Here is a 22,984-nt window from a genome sequence, read left to right on the forward strand (position 1 = left end):
GTTGCGCTGTCAGAACGATTCGAGCCCCCGGTACCGAAGTACCGGGGGCTCGAATCAGCCGAGACGGGATCTCAGAAGAGGCCCGCCAGCGCGGTGTCGGTGCCCTGCAGGTCGGAGTTTCCGCTGCTGACCATCTTGCCCGCGCTTTCCAGCGTGGTGTTGAGCTGCGTGACCTGTGTGTTCCACTGGGCCTGCAGCGAGGCGAACGCGTCGTTCGCGTCACCCTTCCAGTAGTTCGTCACGAAGTCGGTGACCTGCTTGTGGAAATCCTCGAGCATGGTCATGACGCTGCGCGCCTCGGCCACGATGGCCTGGGCGCCCGCCTCGACCTCGCCGAAGTTGGAGGCAATCCGACCGGGATCGTTCGCTACCATGTGGAGCTCCTTGTTGTCTGTGGTACGGCTATCGGATCAGGGAAGGTCCAGGCTGGAGGCCTGCGCGGCCACCTGCTGGGCGAACTGCTGGTCCTGATCGGCGAACTTCCGTCCAGCGTGGGCGAGCTTGTCCGACGTCTGATCCAGCTGGTCGTTCAGCTTCCGCGCCTGGGCGAAGTAGCTGTCCATGAAGGTGTCGAACGCCTGACGCGCCGCACCGCTCCAGGTGGCGGTGGTCTGATCCGACTTGCTGTTCAGTGCGGTGATCGCGGTCTGCAGATCCTGGTGCCGCTGCCGGCAGTTGTCCACAAACTTCGAGATCGCCTCTTCACTCGCTTCGAGCTGTCCTGCCATTTCGGCTCCTTTCGGTTCCCGTCTCGGCCAACGGCGGAAGCCTCAGTTGGCCTGTACATCTGGTTGGACGCGGTGTGGCTCTGATCGGTTCCATCCGACTTGAAATAGTTCGGCATCGCCCCACGGGATCAGGGCCCTGCGCCCGTCGGCCCGGATCTTCCGTGATTTCGGCGGCCGCGTACGGGCCTGCTCGGAAGACCACGACGCAATCCGGGTCCGCATGACTTGTAACGCCAGCGCTCGGCTCCCCTCCTTCCCCCTGCTCGCTGCTGTAATGATCGGCGAGTGGGCTGGCTGCGGTACACCTTACCGAACGCCTAAGTTCGCCGCTACCAGCAGAATGGCGAAAACCAGTGGTCCCGGAATTCGAAAAGCCAACCAAGCCTTCGCTTCAGCGAAGGTGGCCGAATCACTTCACGCGATTGCGCAGCACCGGTACCAGACGGTCGAGCAGGGTCTGTTCGGACGATTCGCTCCAATTGCGGACCGCGGCGACGGCCGCGGGATCGTCCAGCGGAATCACCGTGGCGCGCGTGCCCGCCACTTGGTAGGGCAGACCGAGTAGTCCACCGCCACCGGCCTTTTCGTCGCTGCGCACGGCCAGCACGTAGCCGTCCGCCGCGGCCTCCAGCCTGGTGGAGCCGGTCAGTTCCCGAGGCGATGCCTCGTCGCCCTGACGTGCGTAGTCGAGGTTGTAGACGAATCCGAGATCCTCCAGGAATTTCGTCTGCGGGGTGCCACCCAGGAAGATCGAGACCTGCGAGCCACGTGGCACGTCCACCATCGTGATCGTCTTGCCCCGGAACACCGGATTGTCCGCCCGCGCCCGGTCCAGCGGCGCCAGGGCGGCCGTGCTGCTCGGCGTGGCGGACGCGGACGCGGGGCCGGACTCGTCCCGGTTCAGCGCCCAGATGCCGATTCCCGCGGCGAGGGCGACGGTCACGATGCCGGCGGCCGCGGCGAGCCGCCAGTTCTTGCGCGGGGGCGCGGCGGTCACCCGACCGGAGACGGCGACTCGGGGATCGGTCCCCGGCCGTGGATCGAAGACCTGGACCGGATAAGTGGGGGAAGTGTTGGTGGCGACGGGGTTGTAGCCGGGAGTGAGAGCGCTCGCGGCGGCGTCGGTGAATTCGCGGCAGCTGTGGAATCGTTCGGCAGGGTTCTTCGCCAAGGCTCGGGCGAAGACGTGGTCGATGGCCTGCGGAAGGCCGGGATTGACCGCGGTGGCCAGCGGCGGGGGCTCGTGGAGATGGCCCATCATCACCAGTGCGGGTTGTGTGCCCGGGTAGGGGTTACGTCCGGTGAGCAGTTTGAAGAACGAGCACGCGAGGCTGTAGACATCGGCGCGGTGGTCGAGCGGGCTGCCGGTGAGCTGCTCGGGCGGGGCGTAGGCGATGGTGGCGACGAAACTGCCGGTCTGGGTGAGTTCGGTGGTGTCGTCATTGGATTTGGCGACGCCGAAATCCGTGAGCAGGACGCGTTCTTCTTCACCGTCGGCGGGGGAGGAAAGCAGGAAATTCGCCGGTTTGACATCACGGTGCAGCAGGCCTTTGCGGTGGGCGTAATCGAGCCCTCTACCGACCTCGGTCGTAATACGCAGGGCGCGCAGCGGATTCATCGCGTGCGGATCACGGGCCAGTTCGGCGGCGGCATCCGTGCCGTCGACGTATTGCATGGCGATCCACAACTGGCCGTGTTCCTCACCGCGGTTGTAGACCGAGACGATGTTCGGATGGTCGAGCCCGGCGGCGAGATTGGCTTCGCGTTCGAAACGGGTGCGGAACTCGTAGTCGCGGCTGAGTTCGCCACCGAGCACCTTCAGTGCGTCGGTTCTGGGCAGGCTGGGATGTTTGGCCAGATACACCGTGCCCATGCCGCCCGCGCCGAGAACCCGCAGGATGCGGTACCCGCCGACGATGGTCCCGGGGCTCATCGGCATCTTCACGATCTCCTGACTCCACGCGGGCCGCTGGCGTTCGCCCCGCAGCATACTCGACCCGATGTACGACCAAAATGCGGCATTATCGGCTGTTCGCAAAAACGGAATATTGTGCGGCAGCGCGCTGCTGAGCGTCCAGCAGCTGATTCGCCGCGACGAATCCGACGTATTCTTTGTACGCGACGACGCAGGTGAATCGCCGGTCGTCGAATAGTCCGGACCGGTTCTCCACACATGCCGAATCGGGCAGATGCGGTGGCGGATCGACCGGACGGGCAACCACCGTGGGCGTGATACGTTCCATGACAACCCGCCGCGCCGTCTCCGCATCGGCGGTGCGGATCACCAATGTGTCGCCGTTGGCCGCGAATTTCTCGGCGCCCATCGCTGTGAAACGTTGTTTCGCGTAATCGAGGTCTCCGGTGTATTGCATGATTCCGCGCAGACCGAACAGCGCGTTCGAATCGTCGTAGCTCGGAGACTGGACCTTGGACGGATTCAGGGTGCGGCTCAGCAGATGGTCGGGGTCCCAGGGCAACCGCAGCATCTCTTCTTCGGTCAGCGGAGGGAGCTGGTCGAGCAGGGGCAGCTGAACGTCGTACGCCTTCTCCGCCAGCGCGACGAGGGCGGCGCGGTCGGGAGCGTTCGCCGAAAGGAGGAACGCCACTACGTAGGAGCCGTGCGCGAGGATCGTGCGCAGGAAAGGCGAGCCGGGACGCCAGTGCGCTCGCGCCTGTGGCTGCCGCGGCAGTGTGACCGGCTCGTTCTGCTCGCGGTAGGAGCCGAAATCGGCGTCGTAGAACTCGGTCGCGGCCTGCCGGGCGCGCTCCGGGTCGGGGAACTGCATGACGATCGTGCCGACCGTCGTGGAATTGGGCCGGGGCTTGGTCGGCCATCCCGACGCGATCAGGCTGATGTCCTGATCCGAGCCGTTGGTGTGGAACCCGAACATCATCCGGTTGCGTTCCGCGATCGGCCGCAGGTCTGCCGGGTTGCCGAGTTCGCCGGGCAGCGTCCCTTTGCTGATGCTGGAGGGCGTCCAGCTGTACTTCATCCTGGGGTCGATGTCGTAGGCCGACGCGACGTGGTCGGCCAGCCGCATCGCGGCAACCTTGTTCATGTCGATGAACAGCGGCTGGTAGTCGTCGTCGTGCGCGTTCGGCGGCTCGGTGGGGTAGTTGCCGGTGTCGAGATCGCGAATGTCGATCTCACCCGGCTGCGCGGCCCCCGTCATCGTCGAACCACAGCCGGTGAGGATCGCGGCGGTCACCGCGCACGCGAGCACGGCGACGGCGGTGCGGAATTTCGTCATGCGGCATTCACCAACAATGCGTACTGGGCGGAGATGCGCTGTTGCGCGTCGAGCAGCTGATGCGACCACGCGAACGCCGTGTAGCGGTCGTAGGCCACCGAGCAGTAGAACCGGACGACCACCGTCTTGTTGCCGATGTATTCCTTGCAATGCGCGGCGGGCAGGCCTTTCGGCGACTCGGCGGCGCGGAATTTCTTCGACAGCCCGCCGCGCTGCTCGCGCAACTGCACGGCGGCGTCGGCGTCGCGCGTGCGGAACAGATCGGTCCCGTCGGTGGCGTACCGATCGACCCCCGCGGCTTCGATGATCCTGCGGTCCTCGGCCGAATCGGTGGTGAAGTGCAGGGCGCCCGCGCCGGTGTACGCGCCCGGTGGGTCGATCCAGGAGTCTTCCCGGGGTCGCGGCAGAGCCCGGTTGAGCATGCCGTCCATATCGATCGGCGCTGTCATCAGCTGATCGACGGGGGTCGGAGTGAACCGGCCGATCGCCGGGACGACGGTGTCGAGGCTCTTCTCGACCAGGCTGAGCAGCGGCGGGAGGTCCACCTTCTCCAGGAAGATCTTCACGTAGTCGAAGACCCAGGTGTAGACGACGAATTTGCCGGTGGCGAACCACGACCCGATCGACTGTTCCTGCGGCTGCCAGTGGGCGTGCGCGGCGGGGTACTTCGGGATCTGCACCGGCGTGTTCCGGTTGTTCGCCTCGAAGTCGACGCGTTCCAGAGCCGCTGCCGCGGCGGCCGCCTTCTGCTCGTCGGGGAAGATCAGCACGGCGTTGACCAGGTCGGTGCCGCGGTTGTCCGGCGCGCTGCCCGCGCTGCTGAGGAACCCAGCGACGAAATCCGGTGCGGCCTCCGCGAAGCGGGAGACTTGCATGATGCGGCCGAGCGAACCCTTCGGATCGATGAATACCTTGGCGATGGACGGATTCGCGGAAACGAACGCCGGGTCGATATCCGACGACAGCGGGACGAAGTTCGCCAGCCGCTCCGCCTCGATCATGCGCGCCTGCTCGGGATTCTTCGCCGTAGCGAGCGCACGTGGCTTCGTCGGGTAATTGCCCACGTCGAGCTGAGCCAGATCGACGGGCTGCGCGGGCCGCTCCGTCGCGGCCTCGGAGCCGTCGCACGCGCCACCGCTCAAGGCGACGGCACCGGCCAGCACCAGGGCACAGGCGGTTCGAATCGGTCTGGACATAGCGCCGTGCTGCACTCTTCCCTCCCCTGACTGCGGTAGTTGCGCCGGATCCTACGTGGGCCGACCCATGGCCCGGGATCGCGGAGGCGCCGGGCGCCTACCGCTGCTCATCTCAGAAACTGTTCGCCAACAGCGCGTACTCCGCGGCGACCTTCTGTCGTACGTCCGGTTCCTTATCACTGGTGACGACTCCGACGTACCGCTTGTACGCGACGTAGCAGCGGTACTTGTACTCCCGGTCCGGGTCGCCCTTGCTGTTGAGCTGTAGGCACTTGGCGCCGGGGACGTCCTTGGGAGCGCCGAGGGTGTCGTAGTGCGCGCCTTCGCTTTCCAGCAGGCCGGTGACCAGCTTCTGGGCCGCGGCCGCGTCGCGGGTGCGTGCGACGTAGCTGTCGTCGACGAGGCCGATGTGGTCCACGCCCGCGTCCTCGATCAGGCGCAGGTGTACCGACTCGTCGTCGGCGCGGTGCACCGTGTGGTATCCGCCGTAGACGGCGAAGGTCGCCGGGTCGGGCGCGCGGTTCTTGCGGTCGGCTACCGTGACGCGGGCGAGCAGGTCGTCCGGGTCGGCCTTCAGGGTGTCGAGTTTGCTCACCGGCGTCGCGGTGAACCGGTCCAGCTGCGCGACCTGGGCGGCCAGCGTTTTGTCGACCCACTTCACCAGGTCGTCGCCATCCGCAACGGGACGCTGGATGAACAAGGAGATGACGAATTCCTTGTGCGCCATGAAGGCACCGACGTTCGGGACGCCCGGCCGCCAGTGGATGTAGGCGTCGGCATACTTCGACGACGTCAGTTTGCGGTTGTCCGGCGAGACGGCGATGTCGACGTCCTCGAGTTCGCGGGCGGCGAGCTTGGCGGCGGCCTCGTCGGGAAAACGGAACAGGGCGTCGGTGACCGCGGTGGCATCCGGCGCCGGATTGGTCTGGCCTGCCGGGTCGGGGCGATCGGCGCCGCTGGCCGCGTATCCGACGACCAGTTTGCGGTTGTCGAAGACCGGCCTGGACACCTTGGCCACGAAGCCCAATGCCTGCTCGGCATCCGCGACGACGGTGCTGCCCCGACCGAACTTCAGCACGGGGTCGATGCGCACGGTGGGGACCACGGCGTCCGACATCCGCATGCCCTCCAGCAGTGCGCCTTTGCCGCCCGAATCCTGGCTGTACTCGTGCTTGTCGACGGGATAGGTGCCGACTTCCAGCGTGCGTACGTCGATCTCGCCCGCGGTCGGCGTCCCCTGCACGCCAGAGCAACCGGCCAGCATCCCTGCCAGTGCCAGACATGACGCGGTGAGCGCGATGCGTTGCGTCCGAACCATCTCAGGCCCCTCGTTCCTCCCGTTGCTGACACTGAAGTTACCCGACGGACGCCGGGGAGGGGGACCGATGGCCTTCGTATCGCAATACCCTTTGTCGGTACCCTTGTCGGTGTGACCACGACCCCGAACCACACCTCCGGCGGAGGCCGATACCGGTGAAGGATCGGCAGGTCGAGGTCGTCGTAGGCAGCCACGCCGTGGCGCGGGTCGCGGGCGCGGTGGTCGTGGTCGCGCACCGCAAGCCGGGCAGGCCGACCCAGGACTCGCCCGCCGTCGTCGCCCTCGAGTCACTGGCCGAACTGGTGCGCGACGCGACCGATCGGGAGCCGGGCGGCCCCGGCGCTCTGGTGGCACGGCAGGCGACGCGCTGGCTGATGAAGCACGCCGAGCAGATCAGCCCGGGTGAGCCGATCGACTTCGGCATCCTCTCCGCCGCCGAGAACGGGGGCGTGGCGATCTTCCTGCACGGCGCGATCACCGCCGTGCTGGCCGGCGACGGCGTGCTCGAGCGATATCGCGGCAGCGACGCGGCCTTCACGGTGGATCGGGTCGCGGCGGTCCCGGCGCGGGCCGCCGCCTTGTTCGTCGACGACGGGAAGGGCCGCATCCCGGACCTGCCGCCCGAGCCGGGCATCGGCAGGTTGGTCGAGGGCATCGCCCAGGCGGGTGGCGCGATCGTCTGGTCGGACGGTCCCCGCGCGGGGATTTCCGGTAACGGCAGCGAGTCCCGTTCCGCGGGCACCCGTCGCCGCCCGGAGACATCGTCGCTGCCCACGGCGCGCGTCGAACACGAGCCGTCCGCCGAGACCGGACGGCGGGAGCGGCCCGAGCCGCAACCGCAGCCGGTGGCCGCGCGCCCGCGGTATCCGACCGCGCCGTCGACCGCGATGCTCGACGCGGAGACCGAGCAGACGCCGATCGACCCGCACCACGCGCCCACCCAGGTGGGCGGCACCAATCCCGCGCCGCGGCCCGACCCGGAACTTCAGCGCAGGCTGGAGGCGACCGCGAAGGCCACCGCGCTGACCGTCAAGGTGATGGGGTTCAAGTGCGCGCGTGCGCATCCCAGCGATCCGCGGTCGGCGTTCTGCACCGTCTGCGGGATGCCGGTCGACCAGACCCAGGCACTGATCGAAGTGGTCCGCCCGCCGCTGGGCATGCTGATCCTCGACGACGGCATGACCTACATGCTCGCCGCCGACGCGGTAGTCGGTCGCGATCCGGAGCGTTCCCCCGCCGCGGAGAGCGGACTCGTGCCGCTACGCGTCGACGACGCCTCCGGTGGCATGTCCAGGGCCCACGCCGAAATCCGCCTGGTGAACTGGGATGTCACGGTGGTGGACTGTGGTTCGACCAACGGCACCCGCACCCGCCTGCCGGGCTACCGAGACTGGGTGCGCTTGGCGCCGCACCAGTCGATGGTGCTCGTACCGGGCACCGAGATCATGCTCGGCAACCGCGTGCTGCGCTTCGAACTGGCCGCGCCGCCGCCGTTCGGCCGCTGAGCCCCGCTACGAATAGCGCGCTGCGCAGACGCTCTCGCCGCTCAGGACTCCGGCGCGGAAGGCCTCGACGCGCGAGAATCCACTGGGCACGGTCCTGCCTTGGGCGTCACTCGCGGCCAAGCCGTCGGTGAGCAGACCCGAGACCGCCTCGTCCAGATCGCCGGTGGCGAGCTTGATGTCACCCTGACTGATCGGGCGCCCGGATTCGGCGAGCTTGCCGGTGACCACTCCCGACAGGCAGGCCGCGCGCAGTCCGGTCTTGGCGCCGACCAGGCTCTCGCCACGGCTCTGCTGGACGGCCAGGGTGTAGCGGGAGATGAATACGACGTAGCCGTTGTAGTCACCGCTCACCTTGAGCGGCAGAGCGTCGTCTTCACCGGAATTCGACGTTCCCCGTTCGGCGAGGCCGGGAATGTCCGTGGCGATCGTATTCTTCGCCGGGCAATACGACACCGGTTCGGTGACCGCCCCGTCGCGGCAGTCGATCTCGGCCCGGGAGTAGTCGTAGGTCGGCTCCTCGTCGATCGGCAGGATGGCTTCGAGCGCCTTGGTGAGTTCGATCAGCGTCTCCTTCGTGATCGGGAACTCACCGTGCCCTTGGTCGTCGCTGAAACTCTGCGGCAGATTCGCGCGGCGCTGGTCGATCTCGTCCTGATCGATGCCCTTGCATCCCTTGGGGCCGTCGGTGAAACCGATCTGCACCGCGGTGACGCGTTCGAAGGCCGAGCCGTGCACGCTCTCCGGATCGTCGGGGTCGGAGTCGCGGATGGCGACGGTGGCCGCGAGCACCGAGTTGAGGCCGTCGGAGGTGTTGATCGTGAAATGCCTGGACTTGCCTTCGGCGACGTGCCGCATGAACGCGCCCGCGAAGCAGTCCGCCTGCTGCTCCTTCACGATCACCGGATCCTTCGGGCCGACGATCTTGGCCATGGTCTGCACCGCGTGCCCGTACTCGTGCGCGAGCACCATCACCACGGACATCTTCCCGAAGGCCTCCTCCATGGTGGGAAGCAGCACCGACCGATCCCAGCCGATGGAATTGTCCAGGCGGCAGTAGGCGGCGTTCACCAAGCGGTAGGTGGTCTCCTTGCAGAACTCGACCGCCTCGCTGCGCCCGGACTTCGCGCTCCAGGACAGCAGCTTGTCCACCGGCTTGAACTCGCCCTGGAACTCCTTGCCGAACTCGCCGCGCCAGAAGGTCTGGATGTCATCGATGGCGTTGAGCGCCAACGTATCCATGGACCCGCCGTCGCCGTTCGTCGCGGTGAGTGTGCTGTCCGGAACGCCGGTGCGCGGGCCGCTCGGGCCGCTCGTGGTGGGCAGTCCGGCGACCTTGAACGGGTCGTCGTAGATGGAGACGGCCCGGCCGTCGACCACTCGGACACAGCCCCCGACCAGCGCCAGAATACTGAGCAGCGCCGCGACAAGCACGGTCGCACGGACTCTCGGCAAGGCTCCCCCTCGTCGGCCGCTATACGTTCACATCGGTCGCCGGATCGGGGCAATTGGCGCATCGGGGGCACCGCCGATGTCCGGGTGATGGAATAGTATCCGCTGCATGTCTTCACCGGGGGCGCAGACCATCACCGTGCGCCATGATGGAAACGAACGAGTATTCGATTCGAGCCAGCAGGTCACGATGGGCCGTGCGCCGGAGGTGACGCTGTTCGTCGACAGCCCGCTCGTTTCGCGTGTGCACGCGACGCTGGCCTGGCAGGGCAGCGCCTGGGTGTTGACCGATAACAAGAGCACCAACGGGGTGTTCGTGGACGCGCGCAGGCTGACCCAGCCCGTGTCGATCGACCGCCCCACGCAGGTCCGGCTGGGGGACGCGATCAGCGGCCCGCTGTTGCACCTGCTGCCGGCGAACCCGCAACCACCGCAACGGCCCTCGGCGCGCCCGCCGCAACCGGCGCAGGCGCCGCAGCCGGGACCGCCGCCGCACGCGGTCCGGCGGCCCGCGCAGCAATTCCAGCGGCCGAGCTATCCGCCACCGCAGGACGCGCCGTCGCCCGCGCTGAACGTCAACATGACGACCAGGGCGGACACCTCGAACATGCCGCCGGTCCGGGCGAGGGCGAGCACGGCGCCCATCGCCCGCCCCGACCGCATTCCCCCGAGCGGTCTCGGAATCGGACGCACCACCGACAACCAGATCGTCGTCAACGATCCGCTGGCCTCCCGCAAGCACGCCCGCCTGGTCGCCTCCGCGGAGGGCCTGACCATCGAGGACCTCGGCTCGGCGAACGGCACGTTCGTCAACGGGCACCGCCAGCAGCGCGCGGTGCTGCGCGAGCGGGACATCATCACCATCGGCAACATCGACTTCGTCGTCCAGCAGGGCACGCTGGTGCATCGGCAGAAGCCGGTCGCCGAGCAAGGCCTCGCGGTGCACGGGGTCGGTTTCACCGTCGAGGGCAACAAGCAACTGCTCGTCGATGTGAACATGTCGGCCAGCCGCGGGACGCTCACCGCGCTGATCGGCCCGTCCGGCGCGGGTAAGTCGACGCTGTCGCGCCTGATCGCGGGCACTACCCAGCCGTCGGGCGGCGTGGTCACGTTCGAGGGGCGCAATCTGCACGCCGAGTACGAGGCGCTGCGTTCCCGCATCGGGATGGTGCCGCAGGACGACGTGCTGCACCGCCAGCTCACGGTGCGCCAAGCGCTCGGGTTCGCGGCCGAGCTGCGGTTGCCGAGGGACAACAGCAAGCAGGACCGGCAGAAGGTCATCGACGGTGTACTGCAAGAGCTTTCGCTCACCGAGCACGCCGACACCAGGGTCGACCGCCTGTCCGGCGGCCAGCGCAAGCGCGCCTCGGTGGCGCTGGAACTGCTGACCGGTCCGTCGCTGCTCATCCTGGACGAACCGACCTCGGGCCTGGACCCGGCGTTGGACCGGCAGGTCATGGTGATGCTGCGCGAACTGGCCGACGCGGGCCGCGTGGTGATCGTGGTCACCCACTCGGTGGCGCACCTGGACATGTGCGACCAGGTGCTGCTGCTCGCCCCCGGCGGCAAGACCGCCTACTGCGGCAACCCCGCAGGCGTCGGCGCCGCGCTCGGTACCAGCGACTGGGCGGAGATCTTCGCCAACGTCGCGGCCAATCCGGATCAGGCGTTCGCGGCCTATCGCTCTCGCCAGGCGTTCGCGCCGCCACCGCCGCCGCCCGCGCAGCCGTACGGGCCCGCGGGCAGTCCGCCGCAGTCCAGCCGCGGCAAGCAGTTCTCGACGCTGGCGCGTCGTCAGGTCCGGTTGATCCTGGCCGACCGCGGTTATCTGACGTTCCTGGTGATCCTGCCGTTCATCCTCGGCGGGCTCTCGCTGGTGGTGCCGGGTAAGAACGGTTTTCAGCGCGGCGCGCTGAAAGCGCTACCCGATGGCACATTCGTGCCAGAAGGCGGCAGTGAGACGCAGCAGCTGCTGGTGGTTCTGATCCTGGGCGCCTGCTTCATGGGTTCCACGCTCACCGTGCGCGACCTGGTCGGCGAGCGGACGATCTTCCACCGCGAACGCGCGGTCGGGCTGCTGCCCTCGGCGTACCTGATGGCGAAGATCGCCGTGTTCAGCCTGACCGCGCTGCTGCAGTCGGCGGTGCTGGTCGGCATCGTGCTGGCGGGTAAGAAGCGGCCGGGCGAAGGGGCGGTGCTGGCGTCCGGCAGCGCGGAGCTCTACATAGATATCGCGCTGACCGCGATCTGCTGCGTGGTCGTCGGCCTGCTGCTCTCGTCGCTGGCGAAGTCGAACGAGCAGGTGATGCCGCTGCTGGTGGTCGCCATCATGTGCCAGCTGGTGATGGCGGGCGGGCTGATCCCGGTCACCGGGCGGGTCGTGCTCGAGCAGGTGTCCTGGCTGTTCCCGGCTCGGTGGGGATACGCCAGCGGTGCGTCGACGGTGAACATCCGCGAACTGTTCCTGAACGCGCAACCCGACACGCTCTGGCAGCACAAGCCGGAGATCTGGGCGCTGGACGTCGGCGTGCTGCTGCTGATCACCCTGGTGCTGGCGGTCATGACGTGGCGACGGTTGCGACTGAAGAAGTCGTCGGCGTGACGCGGTTCGAACGCGACGCGAGCGCCCCGGTGCGCGAAAGCGGCGCCGGACGGCAACGGAAGGCACCGACGAGCATCTCGGCCGGGAACCGGGCACACTTATGCCTGTGACGGTGCGAGTAGGGGCAGTGCATCTCGGCTGGGATGTGGTGTCCGTGGCCGCGGGTGGTGGTGGCGTTCCCATCCGCCCGGTGCAAGTGGAAGGTATGTGGACGCCGCCGGCATATCTGCTGGCGGATTCGTCGGGCCGGTTGCACACGGCGGGCGTGGAACGCAACAGGCCCGATCTCGGGATGGCGATCGCCGACGTGCGCGACATCCTCGGACATCCGCAGATCGTGGTCGCGGGCGCCACCTGGCCCGCCGAGTTGGTCTTCCGCGCGCGCATGTACAACCCGCTCGCGGAGATCGGCAAGCACTTGCGCGGTAAGCCGGACCTGGTGGCGTTGCCTTTCCCGGACAGCTGGCCGGACGAGAAGGTCGAGGTCTACGCCTCGATGGTGGAACAGCTCGACGTCGTCGTCGAGCCGTTGCCGGAGAGCGTCGCGCTGTCCGGCTACGTCCGCGCGCTCGGACTGGTGCACCCGCCCGACCGGTCCAGGCCGAACGGCATCGGCGCGACGGGCGTGTACTCCGACGGCCGCAGCATGCTGGTGGTGGCGGTGCACGGCGACGACGAGCAGCCCACCGAATCGGTCGACGTTCCGGTGGACGCGGAGGCCATGCGCGACGCCCGATCGGCGGACGACGTCGTGATCGAGGTGATGGCGGCGGCACGTTCGATCGGCGCGGACACCTCCACGGTGCTGCTGTCGGGCAATGTGCGCTTCAACGATGCGCTGCGGCTGGCCTTCCAGAACCATCTCGGGCACCGCCTGCAGGTGGCCGACCATCCGATGCACGCGCTCGTCCTCGGCGCGGCGCACCTGCTGGTGAGCGATACGGAGGCGGGTGAGCCGGAACCGGCGAGCGGCCACGCCGAACCCGCGCCCGCTCCGCAGCGCCCCATCGAGTACCCGTCGCAGGCCACGGCCCCGCCGCAACCGGCGGACGCGGGACAGCGGTCGAGCAGGCCGGTGCCCGGCGTCCAGTACGGGCCCGGATATCCGACCCAGCCCGACGAGGCGACGACCAGGATCGGACCCGACGAAGCGCCGCGCGGCCTCCCGCCGAACCTCGCCGAGCTGGGCAGCCGTTTCACCCGGCCGCCGAGCGCGTCCGAGGATCAGCAGGCAGGCGGCGGGCTCGCGGGGCCGCCGCCCGGGGGGCCGGTGGCGCCCCTCGGCCCACGGCCGCCCTATCCGGGGGCACCGGAGCAGTCGCAGTACCCCGGCGGCCAGGGACCATGGCAGGACCAGGGCGCCGAGTCCGACGATGAGGACCGGCACCGCAAGGGCAAGCTGTGGAACAAGATGAAAGGCAACCTGTTCGGGGCCAATACCGTGGTCGGTGCGGTGGCGCTGGCCGTGGTCGCGCTTCCGTCCGGGAATCATCGGGTGGAGCTGACCGCGCAGTCGGTCGTCCTGGACACGGGTTCGGTCGTGTCGGAGAAGATGGCCGCGGCCGATCCGGTCGCCTGTGCGACCGCCCCCTACGCGATCACCAAGCCGCGACCGGGAGTCACCAACGCTCGCGGGGACCAGCGGGAAGTGCGGGAAAGCGCGGCCGAGTGCGGACGACCCGACGTCGACACCCTGCGCTACCTGATCCCCGGACCGCCCGGCGCCATGGACTTCGGCCCGCCGATCGAGACCTGAGGCGATTTCCTCCCGCGATACCCCACTGGTATCGTGGCTCGTCGGCGTGTGGAACGTCCGGTCGACTCCTGATGAATCGCCCGAACGTCCGCCGAGTCCCGGGTCTCCACCGGCCGCCGGGAACACCTCGACCACACGCTGGGCCGGCAACACCGACGACAGACAGGGAAGCACTGTGCCTACGTACAGCCCCAAGGCGGGTGACGTGACCCGTAAGTGGTACGTCATCGACGCCACTGACGTAGTGCTCGGCCGTCTCGCCGTCCAGGCAGCGAATCTGCTGCGTGGCAAGACGAAGCCGACCTACGCCCCGCACGTCGATGGTGGCGATTTCGTCATCATCATCAACGCCGACAAGGTTGCCATCAGCGGCAACAAGCGGCAGGACAAGCTGATCCACCACCACTCCGGGCACCCGGGCGGCCTCAAGTCGCGGACCGTCGGTCAGGTGTTGGAGACGCGTCCCGATCGGCTCGTGGAGAAGGCCGTCAAGGGCATGATCCCGAAGAACAAGCTCGGCAACGCGATCGCGGGCAAGCTGAAGGTCTACGCGGGCCCGACGCACCCGCATGCCGCCCAGCAGCCCATTCCGTTCGAGATCAAGCAGGTGGCCCAGTGACCGCTCCCGAGGAATTCAACGAGGACTTCGTCGAGGAATTCGACGCTGCCGAAGCTGTCGAGGACGGCGCGGGCTACGAGGACTCCGAGGACTCGGCGTCCTACGCTCCGGTCGTGATCGACCGCCCGGTGCAGACCGTCGGCCGCCGCAAGGAGGCCGTCGTGCGCGTGCGCCTGCTCCCCGGCTCCGGCAACTTCGTGCTCAACGGCCGCACCATCGAGGACTACTTCCCGAACAAGGTGCACCAGCAGTTGGTCAAGTCGCCGCTGGTGACCGTCGAGCGCACCGAGTCCTTCGACGTGCACGCCCGCCTGGTCGGCGGCGGCCCGTCCGGCCAGGCAGGCGCTCTGCGGCTGGCCATCGCCCGCGCGCTGATCGAGGTCACCCCCGAGGACCGTCCCGCCCTCAAGCGGGCCGGCTTCCTGACCCGTGACCCGCGTGCCACCGAGCGCAAGAAGTACGGTCTGAAGAAGGCGCGTAAGGCGCCGCAGTACTCGAAGCGCTGATATCGGCATCGTCGATCTTCCGCGTCCGGCGCCCCAGCGGTGCCGGACGCGGTACGGTCGTCGCGGCAGCTGTACGAGAGCAGGCTCCCAGCGAACAGCTGGTCGCCTGCTCTCGCGCTGTATGAACACGCGGCGTTCGCGGGGCCTTCGTGGTGCACAGGCCGGTGCCTCCCAGGTCGACGCCTACGCCACAGATCATCAATGAGGGGCGAGGTATGGGACGGTTGTTCGGCACCGACGGAGTCCGCGGGCTTGCCAACGAATCACTGAGTCCGGAGCTGGCGCTGCGCGTTTCCGGCGCGGCCGCGCAGATCCTGAGCCGGGGCAAGATGCGGGCGCTCGCGGTGGTCGGCCGCGATCCGCGGGCCAGCGGGGAAATGCTCGAGGCCGCCGTGACCGCGGGTCTGACCGCGGCGGGCGTGGACGTGCTCGCGGTGGGGGTGCTGCCGACGCCCGCCGTCGCCTACCTCACCGGTTTGTACGACGCGTGTCTCGGCGTGATGATCTCCGCCTCGCACAACCCGATGCCCGACAACGGGATCAAGATCTTCGCCGCAGGCGGGCACAAACTCGACGACGCGATCGAGGACCGGATCGAGGCGCTGATGGCCGCGCAGACGCCGTTCCGCCCGACCGGCGCCGGCATCGGACGGGTGCGCAACGCGGCGGGCGCGCGTGATCAAGGGCTCAGCATCCCGGACCAGTACAGCCTCGCGGGCACCCACGAACGCTACGTGGAACACCTGGTGGAGGCGACCGGCCAGGACCTATCCGGACTGACCGTCGTGGTCGACTGCGCGCACGGCGCCGCCGCGGAAGTCGGACCCGCCGCCTACCGCGAGGCCGGGGCGACGGTGATCGCCATCAACGCCGAGCCCGACGGGCTGAACATCAACGACGGCTGCGGCTCGACCCATCTCGACCAGGTGCGGGCCGCGGTGGTGGAGCACGGCGCCGATCTCGGACTCGCGCACGACGGCGACGCCGACCGCTGCCTGGCCGTCGACGCCTACGGCAATGTGGTCGACGGCGACGCCATCCTGGCGATCCTCGCCCTGGCCATGCACGACGCGGGCGAGCTGACCGAAAACACCCTGGTCGCCACCGTGATGAGCAACCTCGGGCTGCACATCGCCATGCGCGCGGCCGGAATCACCGTGCGCACCACCGCCGTCGGCGACCGTTATGTGCTCGAGGAATTGCGGCGCGGCGGTTTCACCCTGGGCGGCGAGCAGTCGGGGCACGTGGTGTTCCCCCGATACGGCACCACGGGCGACGGCATCCTCACCGGCCTGCGCCTGATGGCGCGGATGGCGCAATCCCAGCGCACCCTGGCCGACCTGGCGAGCGTGCTACAGACCGTGCCGCAGATCCTGGTGAACGTGCCCGTCAGCGACAAGTCCGTGGTCGCACGCGCACCCGAGATCCGGGAAGCGGTGCTGGAAGCGGAGCGCGTACTGGGCGACTCCGGGCGAGTACTGCTGCGCCCCAGCGGCACCGAGGAACTGGTGCGCGTGATGGTGGAGGCCACCGACCCCGGCCAAGCACGCCAGCTCGCCGACGACCTCGCCAAGCGGGTTGCGGCTGTGTAGTTTGGCAGCGCCTTCGGCGCCGCGAACGGCGCATGCTCGGTCTCGCTTCGCTCGAAATCGGGAGTTGAGGTGTGCTGGGCGCGTGGGGGCGTGAGTTTTGGGCATCGTGCACGCGGTTCGTTGTGGGCGGCGGTTGTCCCGTCGGCCGGTGAGCAGTCGTGGACGTGGCGGACGTGAGCCGGGCCGCGGACGGCGGATGCTCGGTCTGGCTTCGCTCGAAATCGGGAGTTGGGGTGTGCTGGGCGCGTGGGGGCGCGGGTTTTGGGCATCGTGCACGCGGTTGGTTGTGGTCGGCGGTCGTGCTGATGACCGGTGATCAGGCGGGCACGCGGTGGCCGCGTGAAGGTGAGCCGGGCCGCGACCGGCGCGGTTCGGTGGATGCTGCGTCGCGCCGACGCGCGCCCGTTGTCAGACTGTCTCGGTGAGCGTGCCCGCGGTCATGTGCCAGCGGCGGGTCGCGCGGACGGTGTCCAGCATGCGGCGGTCGTGGGTGACGAGTATCAGTGTGCCGGTGAAGGATTCGACGGCCTGCTCCAGCTGCTCGATGGCGGGGAGGTCCAGGTGGTTGGTCGGCTCGTCCAGCACGAGCAGGTTCACCCCGCGGGCTTGGAGCAGGGCGAGGGCGGCGCGGGTGCGTTCGCCTGGGGAGAGGGTGTCGCACGGGCGCAGCACGTGCGGGCCGCGCAGGCCGAATTTCGCCAGCAGCGTGCGTGCCTCCGCCTCCGGCAGATCAGGCAGCTCGGTGCCGAATGTGTCCGCCAGCGCGGTGGTTCCGCGAAACAGCGCGCGAGCTTGGTCCACCTCGCCGATCTCGACGCCGGAGCCCAGGCTCGCGGTCCCGCTGTCCGGCCGGAGCTTTCCCAGCAACAGCGCCAGCAAGGTGGACTTCCCGGAGCCGTTCGCCCCGGTGAGGACGATGCGATCCGCCCAGTCGACCTGGGTGGTGATCGGGCCCAGCGTGAAGTCGCCGCGGGTGACCTTCGCCGCGGACAGCGTCGCGACCACCGAGCCGCTGCGCGGGGCGGCGGCGATGCTCATGCGCAGGTCCCACTCCTTGCGCGGTTCCTCCACCACATCGAGTCGTTCGATGCGGCGCTGGGTCTGCCTGGCTTTGGCGGCCTGTTTCTCGGTGGATTCGGCACGCATCTTGCGGCCCGCCTTGTCCGAGTCCATCTTCCTGGGGTCGCGCGCCTTGCGGCGTGCGTTGCGGACGCCGTGCTCGAGCCAGTTGCGCTGCATCTGCGCGCGGGACTCCAAGCCCGCTTTGGTGTCGGCGTACTCCTCGTAGGCCTCGCGCGCGTGCTGCCGGGCGATCTCGCGCTCCATCAGATACGACTCGTAGCCGCCGTCGTACAACCCGACCTGCTGCTGGGCGAGATCCAGCTCGACGACGCGATTCACGGTGCGGGCCAGGAACTCGCGGTCGTGACTGATCACCATCAGCGGGACCCGCACGCCCCCGACGAACTGCTCCAGCCGAGCCAGGCCGTCCAGGTCCAGGTCATTGGTCGGCTCGTCCAGCAGCAGGATGTCGAAGCGCGACAGCAGCACCGAGGCCAGGCCGGCGCGGGCCGCCTGGCCACCGGACAGCCCGGTCATCGGCGTGTCCAGGCCGCCGGGCAGGCTTTCGGCGAGGCCGAGATCGGCGGCGACCTCGTGGGCGCGCTGGTCCAGGTCGGCTCCGCCGAGGGCAAGCCAGCGTTCCAGCGCGGGGGAGTACTCGTCCGGCCCGCCGTCGGCGAGGCGCTCGGCCGCGGCGTCCATCACCCGCTGTGCCTCGCCGACTCCGGTTCGGCGGGCGAGGAATTCCAGAACGGTCTCGCCGGGGATCCGCTGCGCCTCCTGGGCCAGGTAACCGACGGTCGCGTCCGGGGGACTGAGCGTGATGCTGCCGGTCGGGGCGCGCCGGTCGGCGAGCATGCGCAGCAGCGTCGACTTGCCCGCGCCGTTCACGCCGACCAGCCCGATCAGGTCGCCCGGCGCGAGGGTCAGATCGAGGTCGGCGAACAGGGTGCGCTCGCCGTGACCGGCCGACAGGCCGCGGGCATGCAGAGTGGTGCTCACCAGCACGAGTCTGCCGTGCTCGGGGTCGCACCCTGAGGTCGGCCCCGGGAGAAATCAGGGTGGGAATCGGCCGCGGGGCCGATGGCGGGGCCCGCGGTGGCGGGCACAGTGGAGGTCGTAGCGATCACCGCACGAGAGGGAAGACCAATGACCGCCCCCACCCGCCGTTTCACCCGCTCCGCCCACGACAAGTGGATCGCAGGCGTCTGCGGTGGCATCGCCGAGTACCTCGGCTGGAACGCCAACGTCGTCCGGCTGCTGTTCGTGGTGTCGTGCCTGCTGCCCGGCCCGCAGTTCATCCTCTACCTGGTGCTGTGGCTGCTGATGCCGAAGAAGTGACCCAGGGGGCTGCGTCGAGCGCGCGAGGGTGTCAGGATGGAACGATGCCGCTTGTGCGGCACGCGCCACCGAACGAGTCCTGCTGAGGAGGAATCATGATCACCTCGAGCGAAATCCCCGGTCTGGATATACCCGGCATCGACGCGTCCTCGTCGCTCGGCGGACTGGGCGCCATCGAATTGCAGCATCCGACCCAGGACATCGATGGCGACGGCAGTCTCGACACCATCACCACGACCGGTGACGAGGCTATGCAGGTCTGGACCGACTACGACCACGACGGCTTCGCCGACCACGTCACCGTGGTGGAGAAGGACGGCGACTACGCCGCATGGGAATTCCACCGCCACCCGGACGGCACCTCCGAGTGGGTTCGCACCGACCGGGGCAGAATCGGCAGCTGACCATCTCCGCGAAAGCGGAATTCGGGGGAACCGAGTGTCTGCGTGTTGCGTCGAAGGTAGTACGGCGGGACTCGGTGCGAACGAGATTCGCACCGGCGCAATGACACTACGAGGACGGAGGGGATTCGTGGGTGGGTCGGAAATGGTCGGCGTCCGCACGGGGGAGCTCGGCGCGCTGGGCAGTGACTATCGGAGATCGGCGGACGCGGTCCGCGATCAGGCGAAGCGAGTCGCCGATCACCGGTTCGGCACCGGTGACGAGGCGGGCCGGAACTATGCGCCGCAGGGCATCGCGGTGCAGCAAGGACTGGAACGGATCAGCGCGTGGCTGCGGAACTGGAGCGACGCCACCACCGCCACCGCTGACGCGCTCGGGGCCGCCGTGGTGGCCTACGCCGAGACCGACCAGCAGCGTGCCTCCGAGACGAACAACACATGAGACCGCCGAATGACACGTGCTCGCACCGGCGACACCACACATTCGAGGAGTCGGGATCATGACGGTTTCCTGGCAGGGCAAGGCGATCGACGCCCTCTTGGACGAGGGCAGCGCGGGGCTGCGGTACTGGATCGAGTTCATGCCGCTGTACGAGGCGGCGTTCGGCGGCAACGGGGGGCGCGGCGACCTGGGCAAGCTGCTGGCGATGTACGACGAGCAGCGCGGCACGCGGTTGGAGAAGCTGGAGCAGGCGGGCGAGGCGCTGAAAGTCGCTCTGGCGGAGGTCGATCGGCAATGGGACGCGCAGCAGGGTTACACCCGTCGACTGCCCGAATTGTGGCAGGGAACCGCTGCCGCCGCCGCGCTCGACATGCTCGGCAAACAGTCGCTCCTGGCCGACGAGGACCGGCAGCATGCCCGGGCGGCCATGACGGTGATCGCCGATATGGCGAGTTCGCTGCGCTCGGCGGTGGCCGCGAAGGCGTTCGCCACCCGGGAGCTGCTGGAGGGCCCGGTGGGCGGCGGCAAAGTGGTGAAGATCGACGGTAAGACTCCGGACGACGTGAAAGTCATCGTCGAGGTGCACAATGCGCGGGAATGGATCGATGCCGAGCAGGTGCGCGACCTCGGCCGCGTATTCCCGGCACTCGCCGTGCCGGAGGACAAGATCAACAAAAGCGTGCTCGGTTTCATCAACTCCGACAGCAGGAATCTGCTCACGGGCGCGTACGGCGATCGAGTGCGCAGCGTCACCGACGAGTGGCTGACCAAGACCTTCAAACCGGACTTCGATCGGAAATTGGCGTCCTACGTCGACGTCTGCGCCGAGGTCGATCGCCTGTTCAAGGACCAGTACAAGAACCTGACCGACGCGTTGGCGCAGGTCACCGAACGGGCCTACCCGCGGCCGGAAGGTCCGACGAATCCCCAACCGGAAACACCGGTCAACCAGGACAAGCCCCAGGAAACGAATGCTCCCGGGCCGCCCGGCACACCCGTTGCCACGGTCCCGGCGAGCACCACACCGAGTGATGTCCCCGCCTCGGCCACGTCGGCCACGCCGAGCACCCCCGGCACGCCGAGCACCCCCGGCACGCCGAGCACCCTCGGCACGCCGAGCACTCCGGTTACGCCCAGCGCCCCCGTTACGCCCAGCGCCCCGGTTACGCCCAGCACTCCGGTTACGCCCGCGCCGAGATTGCCGTCGCTGGACGGACTTGCCGCACTCAGCCAAGTGGCCCAGGAATTGTCCCCATTGGCAACCGGTCTCGGCCAGGCGGTGAACCAGGGACTGTCAGCTCTGAGTGGCCTCATCGAAAGCGGAGTGGACGACGCGATCGAAAAGCTTATGCACAGCGTCGATCCGGAGACGGCCGAAGCCGACGGCGAGAAAGACGAAGAGAGAAACGAGAATTCCGGGCCCGAGGCGGAGTTCGATATCGGTGAAAAGCATGTGAAGTTCGAGATGGGCCCGGACGGTCAGTTGCGGCTTCTCCTCTCCGATGCCACCGGCAAGGAGGAGGAGTTCACCGTCGAGCTGAACGAGCAAGGCATACCGGTCATCTCCACAACCGAGCCGGAGGCGGAGAACGCGCAGCCCTCGGCGCCGGATGCTCCGGCGCCCGAGGCCGAGCAGGACGCGGATGCCCCGACGCCGGAGAACCAGAAGCAAGAGGAGGCTCCTGCGCCCGAGGCCCAGGAGAAAGAGAATTCGCCCGACTCGGTTCCGGCGCCGGAAACCGACGACGGTCGGCTCGGTGTGCCGAGCGGAACCGCACCGGGCACCCGGCGCGAGGAGGATGGCGAACACTATCCGAAGCCGATGCCGGAACCGGACGCGCCGGTGGACACCGGCGCGGAACTCGCCGAAGCCGGGCCGCTGGACGCGGATTTCGCCGAGGCGGGCCCGTTGTGAGCCCGGCAGGGCCGAGCCCGCACACCCGATGAGCGAGGAGGCGCAGCATGGTGAACTACGCCGAGGAAGCGAGGCAACTCGCCGCCGAGAACCAGCGCCGCATGTCGCTGCTGCTCGACGAGATCCAGGCGATCAACGAGCAGACCGCGGCGACCGGGCGAGAGCTCGCCGATCGCCTGACCGCCGACATGGACGAGTTCTGGACGACGCACGCCGACGAGCTGGGCGAGGCCGCCGCCGAGGCGGAGGCGCAGCAACGGCGGCAAGACGAGGCACGGGAGCAGCGTGCGGCCATCGCACGATCGATGGCCGCACGCCGGGCCGGTCAGATGGTGACTCCGGTCGACGAGGAGGACGAGGAAGCCGCGTTCTATAGACGCAAGAGCTGGCTGATCTGACCGGTGTTCCGGGGCCGTGGGCCCGCTACCGGCGCAGCAGGGCGGCGAGCTGGCCGACCTTGAGCTTCGGAGCAGCCTCTTCCTCTTGCGGCGCATCGGGGTCGACGACTGTGGTGTGCGGGATGACCTCTTCGAGGTCCGCGAAGGCGCGATAGGTCTTGTCGCCTGCGAGCGTGGCGAGCAGGTAACCGGCCAGCAGGGCGCGGGTGGTGCGGGCGGTCTTCGCTTCGTGCTTGCCCGCGCCCACGGCGGCGAGTAAACGCCTGCCCTCGATGATGCCGTTGTGCGAGGCCTTGTCGATGGCGCGCAGGATCGCGGGGCCGCCCCACGCGGTGGCCAGCGGGATGGCGTTGGAACTCACCGAGGTGATGTCGGTCGCGCCGGCCAGGATCAACGCCGGAATGTCCAGTTCGGGCGCTACCGCTTCGGCGGCGGGCGCCGTCGGCGCGGGGAACAGCGCCACGACGGTGGCGACATCGCGCCGCCCCGCGGCGATGACGGCCGCGCCCGCGCCCATGCCGTGCCCGGCCAGGGCAAGGCGCTCCGGATGCACGCTGATCTCGCCGTCGCCGAGCCGCACGCCGGTGCAGATGTCGAGCGTGGTGAGCAAATCGGCGGCCAGCCCCAGATGTGACGGAATCGGCCCGCGCTCGGTGTCGGGGGCGGCCGCCACGATGCCCCAGGAAGCGAGGTGTTCGAGCAGGGTGCGGTAGTGGGCGACCCCGGTCAGCCAGCCGTGCCCGAACGCGACGGCAGGTAGATTCCGCCCCGCCTCGGGGGTGAACACCACCCCCGGCTGGCCGGCGACGGCCAGATTGCCACGCAACACGCGGTGCGGGCCGCGGCTGGTCAGGGTGCTCATTAGCGATTTCACAGACGCCGACACGACGTGAACGTTATCCG

Annotated in this window: 20 protein-coding genes; 11 read left to right on the forward strand and 9 right to left on the reverse strand. The window is 68.6% G+C overall.

The genetic code is table 11. From position 1 onward, the window contains the following. Nucleotides 1-71 precede the first annotated feature (71 nt). From NG1_RS20570 to NG1_RS20595, 6 genes are all read right to left on the reverse strand, one after another. The gene (locus NG1_RS20570) at nucleotides 72-374 is read right to left on the reverse strand and encodes a WXG100 family type VII secretion target (protein ID WP_062973176.1); all 303 of its coding nucleotides are present in this window, start codon (nucleotides 372-374) and stop codon (nucleotides 72-74) included. Between the two features lie 36 nt (nucleotides 375-410). Beyond that, entirely contained in the window at nucleotides 411-728 is a 318-nt protein-coding gene (locus NG1_RS20575) for a WXG100 family type VII secretion target (protein WP_039795679.1), read from the reverse strand. A gap of 409 nt (nucleotides 729-1,137) precedes the next feature. Further along, the gene (locus tag NG1_RS20580) at nucleotides 1,138-2,667 is read right to left on the reverse strand and encodes a serine/threonine-protein kinase (protein ID WP_062973232.1); all 1,530 of its coding nucleotides are present in this window, start codon (nucleotides 2,665-2,667) and stop codon (nucleotides 1,138-1,140) included. Between the two features lie 82 nt (nucleotides 2,668-2,749). Then, a complete protein-coding gene (locus NG1_RS20585; protein WP_062973178.1) occupies nucleotides 2,750-3,979 on the reverse strand; it encodes a DUF7373 family lipoprotein in 1,230 nt (409 codons plus the stop codon). Then, nucleotides 3,976-5,175, reverse strand: coding sequence for a DUF7373 family lipoprotein (locus tag NG1_RS20590; RefSeq protein ID WP_157114142.1), 1,200 nt, complete (start codon nucleotides 5,173-5,175; stop codon nucleotides 3,976-3,978). The genes NG1_RS20585 and NG1_RS20590 overlap by 4 nt, the downstream gene beginning before the upstream one ends. Nucleotides 5,176-5,287: 112 nt before the next feature. Continuing rightward, on the reverse strand, nucleotides 5,288-6,493 hold the full coding sequence (locus NG1_RS20595) for a DUF7373 family lipoprotein (RefSeq protein ID WP_062973182.1): 1,206 nt from the start codon (nucleotides 6,491-6,493) through the stop codon (nucleotides 5,288-5,290). A 155-nt stretch (nucleotides 6,494-6,648) separates the two neighbouring features. Between NG1_RS20595 and NG1_RS20600 the strand changes: the two genes are divergently transcribed. Continuing rightward, nucleotides 6,649-7,998: an FHA domain-containing protein gene (locus NG1_RS20600; protein WP_062973184.1), complete on the forward strand. Its 1,350-nt coding sequence runs from the start codon at nucleotides 6,649-6,651 to the stop codon at nucleotides 7,996-7,998. Between the two features lie 6 nt (nucleotides 7,999-8,004). On the opposite strand, the gene NG1_RS20605 is transcribed toward NG1_RS20600, so the two are convergent. Then, a complete protein-coding gene (locus tag NG1_RS20605; RefSeq protein WP_062973186.1) occupies nucleotides 8,005-9,450 on the reverse strand; it encodes a neutral zinc metallopeptidase in 1,446 nt (481 codons plus the stop codon). Between the two features lie 106 nt (nucleotides 9,451-9,556). Here NG1_RS20605 and NG1_RS20610 point away from each other — a divergent pair, with 106 nt between their 5' ends. The 5 genes from NG1_RS20610 to glmM all read left to right on the forward strand — a co-directional run bounded on the left by NG1_RS20610 (nucleotide 9,557) and on the right by glmM (nucleotide 16,522). Then, nucleotides 9,557-12,049, forward strand: coding sequence for an FHA domain-containing protein (locus NG1_RS20610; RefSeq protein WP_062973188.1), 2,493 nt, complete (start codon nucleotides 9,557-9,559; stop codon nucleotides 12,047-12,049). Between the two features lie 106 nt (nucleotides 12,050-12,155). Beyond that, nucleotides 12,156-13,805 (forward strand): hypothetical protein, encoded by a 1,650-nt coding sequence (locus tag NG1_RS20615; RefSeq protein WP_373686126.1) that lies wholly within the window; start codon nucleotides 12,156-12,158, stop codon nucleotides 13,803-13,805. A 175-nt stretch (nucleotides 13,806-13,980) separates the two neighbouring features. Continuing rightward, the gene (gene rplM / locus NG1_RS20620) at nucleotides 13,981-14,424 is read left to right on the forward strand and encodes a 50S ribosomal protein L13 (protein ID WP_040864934.1); all 444 of its coding nucleotides are present in this window, start codon (nucleotides 13,981-13,983) and stop codon (nucleotides 14,422-14,424) included. Further along, a complete protein-coding gene (gene rpsI / locus NG1_RS20625) occupies nucleotides 14,421-14,930 on the forward strand; it encodes a 30S ribosomal protein S9 (RefSeq protein WP_062973192.1) in 510 nt (169 codons plus the stop codon). The genes rplM and rpsI overlap by 4 nt, the downstream gene beginning before the upstream one ends. A 215-nt stretch (nucleotides 14,931-15,145) precedes the next feature. Beyond that, entirely contained in the window at nucleotides 15,146-16,522 is a 1,377-nt protein-coding gene (gene glmM, locus NG1_RS20630; protein ID WP_062973195.1) for a phosphoglucosamine mutase, read from the forward strand. A gap of 408 nt (nucleotides 16,523-16,930) precedes the next feature. Here the strand turns inward: glmM and NG1_RS20635 are convergent, their stop codons facing one another. Next, nucleotides 16,931-18,586, reverse strand: a complete 1,656-nt coding sequence (locus NG1_RS20635; protein ID WP_062973234.1) for an ABC-F family ATP-binding cassette domain-containing protein — start codon at nucleotides 18,584-18,586, stop codon at nucleotides 16,931-16,933. Nucleotides 18,587-18,733: 147 nt separating this feature from the next. Here NG1_RS20635 and NG1_RS20640 point away from each other — a divergent pair, with 147 nt between their 5' ends. The 5 genes from NG1_RS20640 to NG1_RS20660 all read left to right on the forward strand — a co-directional run bounded on the left by NG1_RS20640 (nucleotide 18,734) and on the right by NG1_RS20660 (nucleotide 22,081). Then, nucleotides 18,734-18,925 (forward strand): PspC domain-containing protein, encoded by a 192-nt coding sequence (locus NG1_RS20640; protein WP_040864950.1) that lies wholly within the window; start codon nucleotides 18,734-18,736, stop codon nucleotides 18,923-18,925. Between the two features lie 95 nt (nucleotides 18,926-19,020). After that, nucleotides 19,021-19,329, forward strand: coding sequence for a DUF6802 family protein (locus tag NG1_RS20645; protein WP_062973197.1), 309 nt, complete (start codon nucleotides 19,021-19,023; stop codon nucleotides 19,327-19,329). Between the two features lie 127 nt (nucleotides 19,330-19,456). Next, a complete protein-coding gene (locus NG1_RS20650) occupies nucleotides 19,457-19,768 on the forward strand; it encodes a hypothetical protein (protein ID WP_157114143.1) in 312 nt (103 codons plus the stop codon). A gap of 58 nt (nucleotides 19,769-19,826) precedes the next feature. Further along, a complete protein-coding gene (locus tag NG1_RS20655) occupies nucleotides 19,827-21,683 on the forward strand; it encodes a hypothetical protein (protein WP_062973199.1) in 1,857 nt (618 codons plus the stop codon). 47 nt (nucleotides 21,684-21,730) lie between these two features. Further along, nucleotides 21,731-22,081 (forward strand): hypothetical protein, encoded by a 351-nt coding sequence (locus tag NG1_RS20660; RefSeq protein ID WP_062973201.1) that lies wholly within the window; start codon nucleotides 21,731-21,733, stop codon nucleotides 22,079-22,081. Nucleotides 22,082-22,106: 25 nt separating this feature from the next. Here the strand turns inward: NG1_RS20660 and NG1_RS20665 are convergent, their stop codons facing one another. Beyond that, nucleotides 22,107-22,967: a poly(ethylene terephthalate) hydrolase family protein gene (locus NG1_RS20665; RefSeq protein ID WP_062973203.1), complete on the reverse strand. Its 861-nt coding sequence runs from the start codon at nucleotides 22,965-22,967 to the stop codon at nucleotides 22,107-22,109. Nucleotides 22,968-22,984: the final 17 nt, after the last annotated feature.

The organism is Nocardia gamkensis NBRC 108242, from assembly GCF_001612985.1.
Lineage (GTDB): Bacteria > Actinomycetota > Actinomycetes > Mycobacteriales > Mycobacteriaceae > Nocardia > Nocardia gamkensis.